This window comes from Methylomicrobium lacus (assembly GCF_041897535.1).
Taxonomy (GTDB): domain Bacteria; phylum Pseudomonadota; class Gammaproteobacteria; order Methylococcales; family Methylomonadaceae; genus Methylomicrobium; species Methylomicrobium lacus_A.
On sequence record NZ_CP169217.1, the window covers coordinates 3,660,860 to 3,675,338 of the forward strand.

Sequence of the window (14,479 nt, forward strand, 5' to 3'; positions counted from 1 at the left end):
AGGAACGAAGCGCATCATTCGCGATTGATGCGCCTCCTTACGTCGGCACATCCTACGGGGTTGGCTATTAGGTTGTTTCCGAATAAATGGGTATTAGGTGCGGATGGACAGGTTGCAGCCATTGGTGCAGCGCGGCGAAAACGATCGGCACGAACAGCAGAGTCGAGGCGGTCGCGAAGGTCAGGCCGCCGATCACCGCGCGGCCCAGAGGCGCGTTCTGCTCGGCGCCTTCCCCCCAGCCGATCGCCATCGGCAGCATGCCGACGATCATCGCGAAGGCGGTCATCAGCACCGGCCGCAGCCGGGTCGCGGCGGCTTCGAGGGCGGCCGTCGTCGGCGGCACCCCGGCGCTCAGCCGGCTGCGGGCGAAGGACACCAGCAGGATGCTGTTGGCGGTCACGACGCCCATCGCCATGATGCTGCCGGTCAAGGCCGGTATGCTCAGCGTCGTGCCGGTCAGGTATAAAGTCCAGGCGATGCCGGCCAGAGCCGCCGGCAAGGCGCTGACGATGATCAAAGGGTCGAGCCAGGACTGGAAGTTAACGACCAGCAACAGATACAGCAGCACGATCGCGACCGCGAGACCGGAGGCCAGGCCGATGAAGGAGCCGTTCAGCGTTTCGATCTGGCCGCGCACCGTCAATTCGACGCCGCGGGGCAGGGCGGCGCGGCTTTCTGCGATCAGTCTGTCGATGTCGTTGCTGACCGAGCCGAGATCGCGTCCCTCGACGCTGGCGTAGATATTGAAGACATTGTTCGCGTTGTAATGGGTCACCATGGCCGGCAGTTGCGAGCGTTTCAGTTTGACCAGATTGCCGAGCAGTTGCGGCTGGCCGTCGCTGCCGCCGCCAACCGGCGTGCGCAGCAGAGCGTCCAGGCTGTCCAGCGTCAAGGGATTGCCCATCACGCCAATGTTGACGGTGTTGCCGTTGGCCGGATTCAACCAGTAGGAGGGTGCGGTCTGCATGCTGCCGCTCAAGGTCAGCAGCAGGTTTTGCGCCACGTCCCGCGGAGACAGGCCGAGCTGTTGCAGTTGCTGGCGGTTCATCTCCAGGTCGAGGGCCGGCCGGCCCAGGCGCTGGTAAATATGCGCATCGACGATGCCGGGGATCTGCCGCAGCCGGTTCTGAAACGCCCGCACCTGCGGTATCACCTCGTCGGGCTTGCCGCCGATGAACTGCACGTCGATCGGCGCCGGCACGCCGAAATTCAACGTCTGGCTGACCTGGTCGGCCGGCTGGAAGAAGAATTCCAGGGCGGGGAAGCGGCGCGGCAATTCGGCGCGCAGGGCCTTGATGTAGTCGGCGCTCGGCGCATGCCGGCCCGGCGTCAGCGAAATCATGATCTCGGTGTCGGCGGTCTCGACGGTGCCGGAGTTGCCGAACAGCGTGTTGCGGGTGCTGTACGGGCCGCCGATGATGTCAAGCATGTCGCTGAGCTCTCCAGGCGGGATGCTTGTCCGGATGAACGCCTCGACCGCGTCGATCTGCCGGGGCATCTCCTCGATCCGGGTGCCCGATGCCGCGCGCACGTGCAGCCTGATCTGGCCGGCATCCACCGCCGGAAACAGGTCCCGGCCCAATAGCGGCGTCAGGCCCAGCGATAACAGGCAGAATCCCAGAATCCCCGTGCCGTAACGCCGCCGATGGTTCAAGAGATGGCTGGCCAGCACGACGTAATGGCCGCGGAAGCTTTCGAAACCGTGCTCGAAAGCATGATGCAGGCTCCTGAAAGCGCGCGCCAGCGCATTGCTCGGCGGCGCGTCCAGGCGGCCGTGATGGCCGGCCATCACATACATCACCAGGGTCGGCACCAGCGTGCGCGACAGGATATAGGACGCCAGCATCGCGAACACCACCGCCTCGGCCATCGGCACGAACAGGCTGCGCGCGACGCCGGTCAGGAAGAACATCGGCACGAACACGATGCAGATACACAGGGTCGAGACGAAGGCCGGCATCGCGATTTCGGCGGCGCCGTCCAGAATCGCCTGCTGCGGATTCTTGCCCAGCAGCATCTGCCGCTCGATGTTCTCGATCTCGACGGTGGCGTCATCGACCAGGATGCCGACCGCCAGCGCCAGGCCGCCCATCGTCATCAGGTTGATCGTTTCGCCGATCAGATACAACATGATCAGCGAGACCATGATCGCCAGCGGAATCGAGACCGCGATGATGCAGGTGGTGCGCCAGTTGCCGAGAAACAGCAGCAGCATCGCCGCGGTCAGGGCGGCGGCGATCAGCGCCTCGTGCAGTACGTTGCCGATCGCCGCCTTCACGAACAGCGACTGGTCGAACATCAACCGCATGTTGATGCCTTCCGGCATCAGTTCCAGCATCTTCGGAATCGCTTGCCGGACATGCTCGACCACATCCAGCGTGGACACATTGCCGATCTTGAAGACAGAATTGAGTATGCCGCGCTCGCCGTTCTGGCGGGCGATCGTCGTGGTTGGCGCGGGGCCGTCGCGGACGATCGCGACATCGCGGATCAAGGTCGTCGCGCCGTGATCGGTGCGCACCGGCAGCTCGCCGAGGCGCGGAATCGCCGCGATCGCACCGTTCAGCGTCACATCGTACTCGGTCGAGCCGATCTTGATCGTGCCGGTCGGCAGGATCAGGTTCTGCGCGGCCAGCGCATCCGACAGGTCGGTCGGCGTCAGCCCACGGGCCAGCAGGGCCGGCACGTCGGTATCGACGGTGATTTGCCGGCTCTTCGAGCCGAACGGATTGGTCACCGCGACGCCGCGTTTGGATTGCAGCTCGGTACGGACGATGTTGTTGGTCAGATCGTTCACCTCGGTTTCCGGCACCGTGCTGCTCGAAATGCCGAGCTGCACCAGCGGCAGATCGGAGGCCGAATACTGGATCACCTGCGGCGGCGCGACATTGGTCGGTAGCGAGCGATAGACCGAGTTGCTGCTCGACATCACCTGCGCGATCGCGGTCCGGATATCGGTGTCCGGATGGAAGAACACCTTGATCACCGCCGCGCCGGCGAAAGACAGCGACTCGCTGTGCTCGATGCCGTCGATCAGGCTCATCGAGCGTTCGACCGAGCCGGTCAGCCGGTCGGCGATTTCCTTCGCGGGCATGCCGTTGTATTGCCACAGCATCGCGACGACCGGAATGTCGATGGCCGGAAAAATGTCGGTCGGCATCTTGCGCAGTACGTAAGGCGTGGACAAAAGAATGAGTAGGGCCGCCACCACGAAGGTATAGGGGCGGCGGAGGCCGATTTGAACGATCCACATGAAGGAGGGCTTGAACGATCCGTTGTGATTGAGCCTGAGTTGAAAAAGCTTGTGCTTTATCTATACGCAAATTACATACCAAGCGGGGGATTGGGCCTTATTGTCTGCCGTTTGGCGGTGATTTGGCGGAGGGGAGGGTTATCGAAAGAGCGGTCTTGTTGAAAAAGCAGCAGGCGGGATACAGAAGGTGTTCGTGAACCAACAATATCTGTGTTGTTTGCTGGGCAAGCGCCAGTAATATCAAATCGATATAAACAAAAGCCGGCGGGCCCGTGTCTTCACGGCAAGCCGCCAGCTTTTTCTTAACCGAGCCGCATCCGATAACAGTGTTAACCGTCGAATTCAAAAGTCGTGAGCATCTCTACACATGAAAAATTTAGGCACAAAATACATGTTCGGTGCGGCTGGCATTATTGGTGCGTTGCCACGATCTCGACGACGGCATAGTTCCATCGGTCATTTGTTGGCTGGGTGTCGTGGATATCGACCAAGCCGTTGGCGGTGGATGGTGCCGTTGTCGACTGCACCCAAAAGGTGTCGCCGACCGCCGTGTCAACTCTCTGATGGACGAGCTCCTGGCCGCTCACTGGAGTCCTGGCAATCGCGCGGTCCCAGTCGTTGCCGACGGCAAACACCCAGTCACCGGCGATTACGCCGGGAACATAAATGTCCGGTTCGCCCGACGGCGCACCGGCTCGGCCTACCACACTGGTGCCGGAGGCGCTGGTAAACGCGATCACGGTCAAAGACCCATGAAAGCCGCTGCCGTTTCCGGGTTGCGCGGAGACGGTCACGTTGCTGAGCGTTCCATTTGCCCGAGCCGACCAGATTTCCGACGTGCCTGCCTGGGTGTTGCTGCGTTCGAGGAGTGTCCAGGTCAGACCGGCGCCGGTTACATTGCCAGTCTGCAGAGAATTGGAGGGGCCATCGTAAGCCAGGAAGGCGATAAGCAGGTCATTTGCCGTAGGAGTAGAGAAAGACGGTGTAGTCATGGCGCCCTGGCCGTCCACGGAAACCGAAACATCTTTTGTGATCGTGTTTGCTGGATGACTGTTATTCACGCTCACCGTAATCGGTGCCGAGCTGCCGACGTTACCCAGATTGTCGGTGGCTGTAACAGTGATCACATGCGATCCGTCCGGCACCGTGGTTGTGTTCCAGGAAATCATGTAGGGGGAGGCAGTTACTGTACCCACAGGTTCATTAACGGCGCCTTCCACCGGGTCAACAAAGAACGCTACGCTTGCTATGGGCTGGCTGCTGGCAACAGTCGCATTAAGAGTGACAGTCGCGGATAGAACCGAGCCATTCACCGGATCTGAAAGTTGTACAACAGGCACGCTGCTGGCCGCGTTGTTAACAGTCACCACGGCAACTTCTGAAGTGCCTATGATGCCGGTTGAGTCTGTGGTTTGGGCGGCCAGCCAGTGGGCCCCGTCCGGCACGGTTGTTGTATTCCAGGACAGGTTGTACGAGGGACCGCCGGAAACGATGTTACCAAAAGGCAGGCCGTCGAGCAGGTATTGTACGCCGCTCGTCGTCGCCGTGCTGGCCGTCAGTGTAACGGTGCCGGATACAAGGATGCCGGACAAAGGTGAAGACAATGTGATGGCCGGCGGTGTATTTAAAACGGGGGTACGACTCTCCAGCACTTGGACATTGTTGCCGGTGATTGTAATTTTCACATCGGTTTCGTTGTTGGTCTTGTCGCTCTCCGCCAGATAGTTCTCTGGATCAGCCAGCGCCTTAAACCAGTAGGTACCGTCGGGCAAATTCGGGATGGGGATGGATTGGCCCGGGTCGTTTAAATCGTACTCGTCGACCGCTCCGATATGCAGCCCGCGCAGTGTAGTCGGATCCGAGCACGATCCAAAAGTGCCGGTTTCTCCTGCATGGGGAAGCGATGCGTCGTAGATGAAGGAGTCATTGATACAAAATCCATCTTTCACGCTGGGTGCCACGGAAGCCCCCAGGCCGCCAGTTAACGGGTCTACCGAGTAGAGCCCGAAGGCCGCTAAAGGAAAATGAAAGTGTCCATGGGCCGCATGGAAGATGAATGCCCCCGCCACGGGGTTTTCACTGGCGATCGACCAGACATTGGAGGAGCTGAGTGAATAGATATACTGGGTCCCCTGGTAATTACCGGAGGCAGAATTAAAGGCAGGCTGGATAACAAGCGGACCAGGTCCTCCATTGAAGGTGTCATGGGTGTATCGAAACTCCCTACTGCTTCCGGTTCCCGCAATTGTCATCGCCTTCGTGCCCGTCGTCGGGATGATGACCGAGAGATCCGGATAGAGCAGGGAAGACGGCGTTCCTTGCGCCGTGAAGGTTGCCACGGTCACATTGGCCCCGTTGACCGTGACCTGCTGGCTCGTCGGGCTGAATGTGAATCCCGCTTTGCTCGGCGTCACCGTATAAGTGCCATTCGCTATATTTGCGAAACTGTAGTTGCCCGAACTATTCGCCGTCACCGTTGCGATCGTCGTTCCGCTCTGGGTCAGAGTCACCGTCGCTCCGCTGCCGTTGGTAGTCGGGGTAATAGCTCCTGAAATACTCCAAGTCACTGCCACTGGCGTAGCCGTGAAAGAAGGAACGGTCACATTGGCCCCGTTGACCGTGACCTGCTGGCTCGTCGGGCTGAATGTGAATCCCGCTTTGCTCGGCGTCACTGTGTAAGTGCCATTCGCTACATTTGCGAAACTGTAGTTACCCGAACTATTCGCCGTCACCGTTGCGATCGTCGTTCCGCTCTGGGTCAGTGTCACCGTCGCTCCGCTGCCGTTGGTAGTCGGCGTAATAGCTCCTGAAATACTCCAAGTCACTGCCACTGGCGTAGCCGTGAAAGAAGGAACGGTCACATTGGCCCCGTTGACCGTGACCTGCTGGCTCGTCGGGCTGAATGTGAATCCCGCTTTGCTCGGCGTCACTGTGTAAGTGCCATTCGCTACATTTGCGAAACTGTAGTTACCCGAACTATCCGCCGTCACCGTCGCGATCGTCGTTCCGCTCTGTGATAGTGTCACCGTCGCTCCGCTGCCGCTGGCGGTCGGGCTGATCGCTCCCGAAAGGCTGAAGGTGGATCCGCCGCTGCTCACAAGCGGAAGGACTTCGACGATGCTCAGATTGTACCGGTCTCCGGTCGGTGCTGTATCGTTGATGGCAACTACCGTTCCGCTTGTCGAAGTCGGAGATGTCTGGCTTTGTACCCAATAGGTATCGCCAATGGTAGCCAAATACTGGTGCACCATGGTTTGATTTGGGGGGACAGTGCGAGCGATCGCGTTGTCCCAGTCATTGCCGACTCCGAACACCCATGAACCGTTGCGGGTCGTAGTCAGACTTGCCGTTGGCGCGCCTGAGGCGGCATTCGCACTGGCTGTGGCTCCTATCGCTCCTGAGCCGTTTGTGCCTGAAGTGTCCACGCCGGTGAAGGTCACAACCGTGATGGACGCGGCCGTACTCCTAGACAGGTTGGCCGTGACGGAAACATTGGCTAGCATACTGGGAGCGAATGCACGCCACACTTCGGCCGCACCCCGCTGGGTGTTGGTGCGGCGCGCCAATACCCACGTCAGGCTGCCTCCGGTAATGCTGGAGACTGTTGTGTTATTGCCGGAATTCGGTGCATCAGTAGCGACGAATGCCAGCAGCAATTCGTTTGTTGACGTTGTCGAAAATGTGGGTGAAGAGATGGTCGTGCTGGAAGTGCTTCGATCTGTGGATTTGTTTACATCGATTCCGATGGCCGCAAATATCGGTTGAGCGAACACAAAATAAAAAGCTGCAAGAAGAATAGAGCGTCTCATGACGTACTCCTGAATTCTAAAGTTAAACGCTTAACAGCAAGTCAGGCAGTATTCATATTTCTGACTAATCCTTTAAACGCAAGATTCTTGAGCGACGGATGCCTGTTAGGTTGTTGCTAAGCGCTTATATAAATAAACTTAAGGCTTTGTTGTAATTTACAAACTTAATAGAGCAAAGCCGTTTTCTCTATTAGGTTTATTTTTCGATCATACAATCGCAGATCGACAAGGTATCGAAAGTTACAATACACAATGTTATGTGAGCCAAACTTGAAGCTTAAGCCAATTAGACGGCGGGGTCTGTACGAGAGCGTACGCAGTGATGCGAGGAAAAAGCATATATGGGCGACAAGGCAAGTTTCATAACATTTGTCGGTTTGTGTTTTTGCCGTTTGGCAGTGCTAAGAGTGCGGTCGAATTCGCGAAAAATGCGGCTGCTGAAGGATCAGCAGTCGGGAAGCAGAAGGTGTCTTTGACTCAACAATCGTTAACGCTCGATCACGTCGGTTAACACCGCCGCGCCTAAAGTGCCGTCGGTTTGCCTAGCGCCGTAGCCCTTGTCCTTGATCGTCGTGCTGGGATAGGCGTCAACATGATACGGGGCGTCACAGGGCCATAGGTGCGATTAGTGTAGCGTAATCGCACGCATGTGAGGTGACAACATTCCTCCGGTTACGCTATCGCTAATCGGGGCTACAGAGTTGCAACGGCGCGGAAGCGCCGGAAGAAATCGCCCTGGCGGTCGTCGCCGGCATACAGGCTGCCTTGAATGGCCCCAAGGGTGGGCAATTGGTCCTGAAGGCCCGAGACCTGGGGGCATGAGCGAATACAGGCGGTGATTATTGATTAGTTGTGATGCTTTGGCTGGACGGGTTGGGCGAACCCGTCCGCAAGATTTATGGCAGCGTGAGGCTGAATTGAAAGCTTCTGGATGGGAGAAAGCCCATCCCGTGGGGAGAAGGAGACTTTGAAGGTTTAACTCGACAAGCGCATCAACAGGTTTTAACCCGTAATGCTCAGCTATTACCGGCTTGCAGATGGGTGACCGCTTCCTCGGCGTGTTTGGTCGCAACCTCGGCATGGTTTTGTTTGCCGTGGGCGATGGATTCTTCCAAGGCTTTAATGCCGGCAACGACATGCGTCTTGGCTTCGCCGCTCGCGGCGCTTTCGGCTGACTGTGCATGCTTCAATGCTTTTTCGGCATGTTCGACCAACTGCGGCGCATGTCCGGCTTGGCCATGGGTGACCGCGTGGCCTGCGTGTTTCAAGGCTTCGGCGGCATGTTCCTCGGCAAACGCGCCGGTGCTGGCAAATAACAAGGCGCAAATCATCGCGATATTCTTTTTCATAAAATCACCTCTATGGATTGTGGGGTTAATTCAAAAATCACTAGACGTCAGATACTGCCTATCAATGGAAGCGGTCGGTTTTAAAAATTGACTCGCGGAGTGCAATCAAAGGCTAAGGGCATATCTTGCTGTCTATAGTTAGCTATTCAATTTGTATGCCAACATTTAAAGGCATGATTTTAATGAAAAATAGGGTTATCAAGACGAGTGTGCTGTTTTGTCTCGAACAGGGTTTGCTGGATGACTGTATGCGGAGCAGCAGCAGGGGGCGGAAGAGGTGCGCGAACGCAGTGTCTTGAGGTCAATGTGTTGACGGGAGCGATCTGCGCGATCGCATTTGACTTTCCAATTTAACGGCAGGCCAATGGCATGGATGAAGTGTGAAAGCCGTCACAAATATTCAACTAGTTGATTTTATAGGGTTTCTATCGAGGGCAGATGGCTTTGCCGGAACAGTGCGCGATGAAAAGTTGCTGGCATATCAGCAGGAGATCAGCAGGGGATGTCTGTACGGCAACAGGTCGTAGAGGTATTTCAAATAAATATTTAATACAAACAGTACGTTATAGATTGGCATGATTCTTTCATAAGACTTAATCGGGTAGCTGACTCTTGTTTTTGAGGTCTGCATCTATTTTCCGTATTAATTGCATTTGAAAGGGTATGCCTTATGAAAAAATCACACAAACTGGCCTTGGCCGTTTCCATGCTGTGCGGCGCTCAGTCCGCCAGCGCCTTGACGCCGTGGACGGATGGCGCGCCGGATTTGGTCGTTTATACCTCCGGCGGCGCTGCACAGGACCAGGCCATTACCCGGGTTGTCTCTGAAACTCTGGCGGCGCCGGGGTCTCTGGATACCTTCAGTGATGTTAACGGGGCCAGCATCGGCGGGCGCTGGCAGGCGTTTTACTTTACCGGCAATGCCAATCTTCCCGGCGGTCTGGCTGGCAAGAAGATTATTTTCGAAAAACGGTCCTACGGGGCCGCAGGCTATGGTGTGGTGCCGCTGTTTGCCAATGACGGCGAAGGGTTGCCATTGGAGCACCTCAAAATCGTTGGGTTAAATGAGGCGGATTGGGAAGTTGATGGCGCGGCCGGCGGCAAGAAATGGAAAAAAGCCATCAGCGGTGCCAATGCAGCCGCTTATTTAACAAAAGTGGTTTCCGATGGCGGATTTTTGGGCGTGGACCCGGATATTCTATTGAAACCCAATACCGAAAATTACCCTGAACAAGTCAATGAATTGACGACCGGCGCGCCAGAGCCGAATTGGCCGCTCAATCTGAACCAAGTGCCGGCAGGATTTACTCAGGTTTCTACCGGTGGATTGGTCTATGGCATCGCGGTGACCGAAGATCTGTATAAGGTGTTGCAGGCGGCGCAAAAAAGAGCAGGCTCATTGCCCGGCACGGTAACGATAGGGGCTTACGATGCCAATTCGCTGCCCAATCTGAACCGGAACTTCGTGGCTTCCATTCTGGCCGGCAAAATCGGCAATTGGGAGCAGGTCAAGATCGTCGACAAAACTACCAACCAAGCGGTTAGCCTGATCGATGTCGCTTTCGATGCCGGCATTGCCGCGCCGTTCAAAAATGAAGATGGGAAAACGCCTGTCGGGGTCGGCCGGCGTAACAAAGGCGCCGCGATCGGCGCGGTCGCTTATGCGAAGTTTCTTAATTATCCGGGCACCGCCAACGCCAATAAGCCGGCGGATAACACCCCGAATGGCGATGAAGCGCTTGCGGCGCCGGTCGTCAAGTCTCCAGGCGGCGTCAACGCGACCAATGCTTTGCTGAAAGACTGGAATAACGGCACCAATGCTTCCGGCTTGAATCCTGGCTTGCAAAAAATCTGGGGTATTGCGGTCAACAGCGGCGACAAGGATGCCGGTACGAATCCGTGGCGCTATGTGCGGATTGACGGTTATGCGCCGACGATCGAAAACGTTGCGGCGGGGGTTTATCCGCATTGGGCGGAAGGCGTCGTGCTTTATCGTACCGATAAAGCCGGAGATGCGCAGTGGGCCGACAAAAAGGCGCTGCTGAAGGCGTTCGCCGACGATTTGGGCAGTCCGACCGTCGCCAAAGCCGTGAATACGCAGTTGCCGTTCGGCCTCAGCGGCATCTTTGCGACGACCAAAGATCCTAGAGGCTTTAAGGCATCCATTCCTTTCAATCCTGACGAGCCAGTCGTTCCATTGACCCATTACTGCACGGCTACCGGTTCGACTCAAACCGGAATCGTGCCGGTTGCCGATGATCAGGCCACGGGTGGTCTTCAAATTCAGTTGAAATAAGGAATTCAACATGTCGCTATTTTTTCATGCTCATCCTAGCGAGCGGGTTTTCCCGTCGCTCTACAATGCGCCGTCGGGTCGTCTCGATGGCGATTCTCGCCCCGGTTTTGGCTGGGGCGGCCGATTGGCGATTGGACTTTGGCTGTTGGTATTTGCGCTGGCGCTTTCGCCCTTGGCGGAAGCCGCAGGCAATAAAAAGCCCAAGGCGAGTATCGTCAAGGTTGCGCCGGTTGATGAAGGATCGCCGGTCGCGCTGGACGGCAGTCTCAGCGCGGACCCGGAAGGCGGAGGCCTGACTTATGCCTGGACGCAAACCAAAGGGACGCCGGCCATCACGGTCAACGGCGCCAATACCTCGAAGCCGAGCTTCACGGCGCCTTCGATCCAAAAGACCGGTAAACCGACCAAGCCCGCCAAGTTCACTTTCCAACTGACGGTCACCGATGCTCAGGGGTTGACCGCCGTCAAGACCACCGTCCTGACAGTCAAGCCGAAGAATGCGGCGCCGGTCGCGAATGCCGGGTCCGACATCGAAGCGGAATACTCCAAAAACGTGACGCTGGCCAGCCTCAGCACCGATCCGGATGCCGGGCGCGGCGGCCAGATCGTCAAGTACCAGTGGAAGCAGGTAAAAAAGCCCGGCGATCCGACAGTCAAATTGCTCGATGCCAAAACCGCGCAAGCGTCGTTTGTCAGTCCGTCTCAGGCTGCGCAGTTGGAATTTGAGTTGACCGTGACCGACAACGACAAGGCCAAGGCGAGCGATAGGGTCGCCGTGAAGGTCGCCGACGTACAGCCGTTGAATGCGGCGTTTGCGTTGGATAAAAAAGCGCTGACGAAGGGAGGCACGGCCACCGCCGGAGCCTCCAACATCAGCGGCGGCAAGGGTCCGTACAAGGTCAAGTTCGAATGGGGCGACGGCTCGGCTGCCGAAGAGGTGCAACTGGGCGCCGGCGTGACCGCGAAATCAGTCGGCCATCAATACCTGAATGCCGGCAGCTTTAGCCAGAAAGTCACGGTCATCGACGCGAACGGCACGCAAAAATCCAGTACGGCTGAAACCATTCAGGTGACCGCGCCGGCTTTGGATGCCGCGTTGAGCGTCAGCGCGAACGCGGTCGTGAAGGGAGAACAGATCACTGCGAAAGCCGAGACTATCACCGGCGGCACGAGCCCTTACACGGTCACATTTAACTGGGGCGACGGCAGCCAGAGCGAGCAGGAGACGTTGGCTGCTGGCGTCGTCGCCAAATCGGCCAATCACGTCTATGCCGTAGCGGGGCAATACAGTCTGACGATTACCGTGGCCGATAACGATGGCGGCAACAAGGCGCAAACGTTTCAAGTTACCGTTTCCGAGCCGCAAGCGCCGGCATTGGACGGCACGCTGAGTCTGACGCAAGCGGTCGTGGCCTTTAATACGGCGGTTAAACCGAAGGTCGATATTACAGGCGGCGCGCAGCCCTATACCGTTAAATTCGCATGGGGTGATGGTCTGAGCGACAACCCGGCCACGCTCAATCAAGGCGTTGTATCGGCGACCGGCGAGCATTTCTATGAACAGCCGGGAACTTATACGATCACCGCAACCATTACCGACGCGGACTCTCATACGAAGACGCTGACCGCGAATGTGACGGTGAATCCGGTGGATGCGCCGCTGGTGGATTGTCAGCAGCCGAGCGTCAATTAGCACGGGCCGGACAGGATGTCCGGCGGCATTGCCGATTGCATCGGCATCTGGGACTCAATGAAAGTCAAAGGCCGCGATGCAAGGTCGCGGCATGAAGGAGTGTAGCTAGGCCGCGGGGCTTCCCGCCTCGGTCCCCGCGGTGGCATGCAGGAAAGGAGGTAATTCGTTCTATCGCTCCGGCCGCAATGGCCGGAGCTTATCACTCATGCATGGCATTCCGGAGTCGAGACCCTGCGACCCGGATGCCATCGCCGCTTCATATCTTGCCGGCCGATTCAGCCGTCGCGAGGAGCCAAAAATCATTAGCGAGTTGCTGCTTCATCAACAGCTCGCCAACAGTCGCTGTTGTTGTATCAGCACAAAAGTCGGGTGCTTTTTACAAAACTCATTGATTATCAGTTAAATAGATATTGGCACGCAATGTGCTAAATGACTCATATATTATGGTTATTTGAAATCTATGCATAAATTCATTGGACGCACATTGCTGACATGGAGCGTTTTTTCATTATTCCCGCCGGCAGGGGCCGAAGTTCATGCCGAGCCCGCCAAAACCGCCGAAGCAGCGCCGGCATTCGATCTGTTGATGTTGCAGGTTGACGGTAATACGGTGCTGGATCAACAGTTGATCGAAAAAACCGTGTACCCGTTTCTCGGGCCCGGAAAATCGATAGCCGATGTCGAGAAAGCCCGGCAAACGCTCGAAGAAGTGTACAGGAAAAACGGCTATCCGACGGTCGTGGTCGAGATTCCGGAACAGGACGTGGTCAACGACTCGGTACGCCTGCAAGTGGTCGAAGGCACGGTCGAGCGGCTAAAAATTTCCGGTTCCCGCTATTACGCCTTGGGCAAGATTCGAACCGGCGTGCCCGCCCTGGCTGCCGGCCAGGTGCCCCACATGCCCGAGGTGCAGCAACAATTAGCCGCCTTGAATCAGGAAGCGCCGGACCGCCAGGTGACGCCGGTCTTTCGCGCCGGCGCCACGCCGGGCAAAACCGAGGTCGAATTGCGCGTGAAGGACGAGGTGCCGTTGCACGGCAGTCTCGAGGTGAACGGCCGCAACCCGGAAAACACCACGCGGACGCGCCTGATCGGCTCGCTGCGTTACGATAACTTGTGGCAGCGCTTCCATAGCGCCTCGCTGCAATACCAGGTTTCTCCCGAAAATTATGACGAAGTCGAAGTCTGGTCGGGCACCTATGTGCTGCCGACAGGTTGGGCCGATACGCGTCTGGCCTTATACGGGATAGGTATCAGCTCCAATGTGCAGACCGGTACTACGGTGGGCGGGTTGACGGTCGTCGGCAGCGGCAGCATCTACGGCGCCCGTTTGGTCAAGCCATTTGGCCTGCAGGAGAATATCACCCAAAGCCTGACCTTGGGTTTCGATTACAAAAATTTCAATCAGGGCGTGACTTTGCAGGGCCAGGACATGGAGCCGACTCCGGTCACTTATCCCGCCTTCCAGATCGGCTATGACGGCAGCTTGCGGCAGGATGGCGCGATCACCACCCTCGGCGTTGCCGGCAATTTTTCTATCCGGGGGCTCGGAAATAATCAGATGGAGTTCGAAAGCCGGCGTCAGGATGCGCCGACCAACTATGCCTATTTGACGGGCAATCTGAAACATCTGCGCGCCTTGTTCTGGGATTTCCGCCTCGCCGCCCGGGCCGCGGGGCAGTTGTCTTACAGTCCCCTGATCAGTAACGAGCAGTTCTCGGCCGGCGGCCAGCAAAGCGTGCGCGGCTATTTTCAGACCCAACAGCTGGGCGATGACGGTGTGAATTTATCGCTGGAATTGCAATCGCCGATGCTGAAACGGCAAGGCTGGGATGCCGTCGATAATCTGCGCCTGCATGCCTTTATGGATTATGCCTATCTGTGGATTCAGAAGCCGTTGGAAGGCAACCCCGATTACTACCGCCTGGCCGGCGCGGGGCTGGGCCTTCGCGCGCAGTTATTCAGACATTTGACCGGCGAGCTGGATTGGGCTTATCCGCTGTATCGGCAGGGTACGGTCGATGTGGGCAATCAGCGCATCGATTTTCGCTTCGCTTATGAATTTTAACAGGGCACCAC

General features: G+C 57.3%; 6 protein-coding genes. 3 read left to right on the forward strand and 3 right to left on the reverse strand.

The annotated features are described in order from the left end of the window. Positions 1–67 precede the first annotated feature (67 nt). From ACEPPP_RS16470 to smbP, 3 genes are all read right to left on the reverse strand, one after another. Positions 68–3,253: an efflux RND transporter permease subunit gene (locus ACEPPP_RS16470; RefSeq protein WP_374088451.1), complete on the reverse strand. Its 3,186-nt coding sequence runs from the start codon at positions 3,251–3,253 to the stop codon at positions 68–70. 410 nt (positions 3,254–3,663) lie between these two features. Further along, positions 3,664–7,062: an SdrD B-like domain-containing protein gene (locus ACEPPP_RS16475; RefSeq protein WP_374088452.1), complete on the reverse strand. Its 3,399-nt coding sequence runs from the start codon at positions 7,060–7,062 to the stop codon at positions 3,664–3,666. A gap of 1,016 nt (positions 7,063–8,078) precedes the next feature. Beyond that, entirely contained in the window at positions 8,079–8,411 is a 333-nt protein-coding gene (smbP, locus tag ACEPPP_RS16480) for a small metal-binding protein SmbP (protein WP_024298160.1), read from the reverse strand. A 670-nt stretch (positions 8,412–9,081) separates the two neighbouring features. Between smbP and ACEPPP_RS16485 the strand changes: the two genes are divergently transcribed. The 3 genes from ACEPPP_RS16485 (at position 9,082) to ACEPPP_RS16495 (ending at position 14,468) form a co-directional block, all read left to right on the forward strand. Next, complete coding sequence (locus ACEPPP_RS16485; RefSeq protein ID WP_374088453.1) at positions 9,082–10,707, forward strand: hypothetical protein; 1,626 nt, start codon at positions 9,082–9,084, stop codon at positions 10,705–10,707. Between the two features lie 10 nt (positions 10,708–10,717). After that, entirely contained in the window at positions 10,718–12,400 is a 1,683-nt protein-coding gene (locus ACEPPP_RS16490) for a PKD domain-containing protein (RefSeq protein WP_374088454.1), read from the forward strand. Positions 12,401–12,860: 460 nt separating this feature from the next. Next, complete coding sequence (locus ACEPPP_RS16495) at positions 12,861–14,468, forward strand: ShlB/FhaC/HecB family hemolysin secretion/activation protein (RefSeq protein ID WP_374088455.1); 1,608 nt, start codon at positions 12,861–12,863, stop codon at positions 14,466–14,468. Positions 14,469–14,479: the final 11 nt, after the last annotated feature.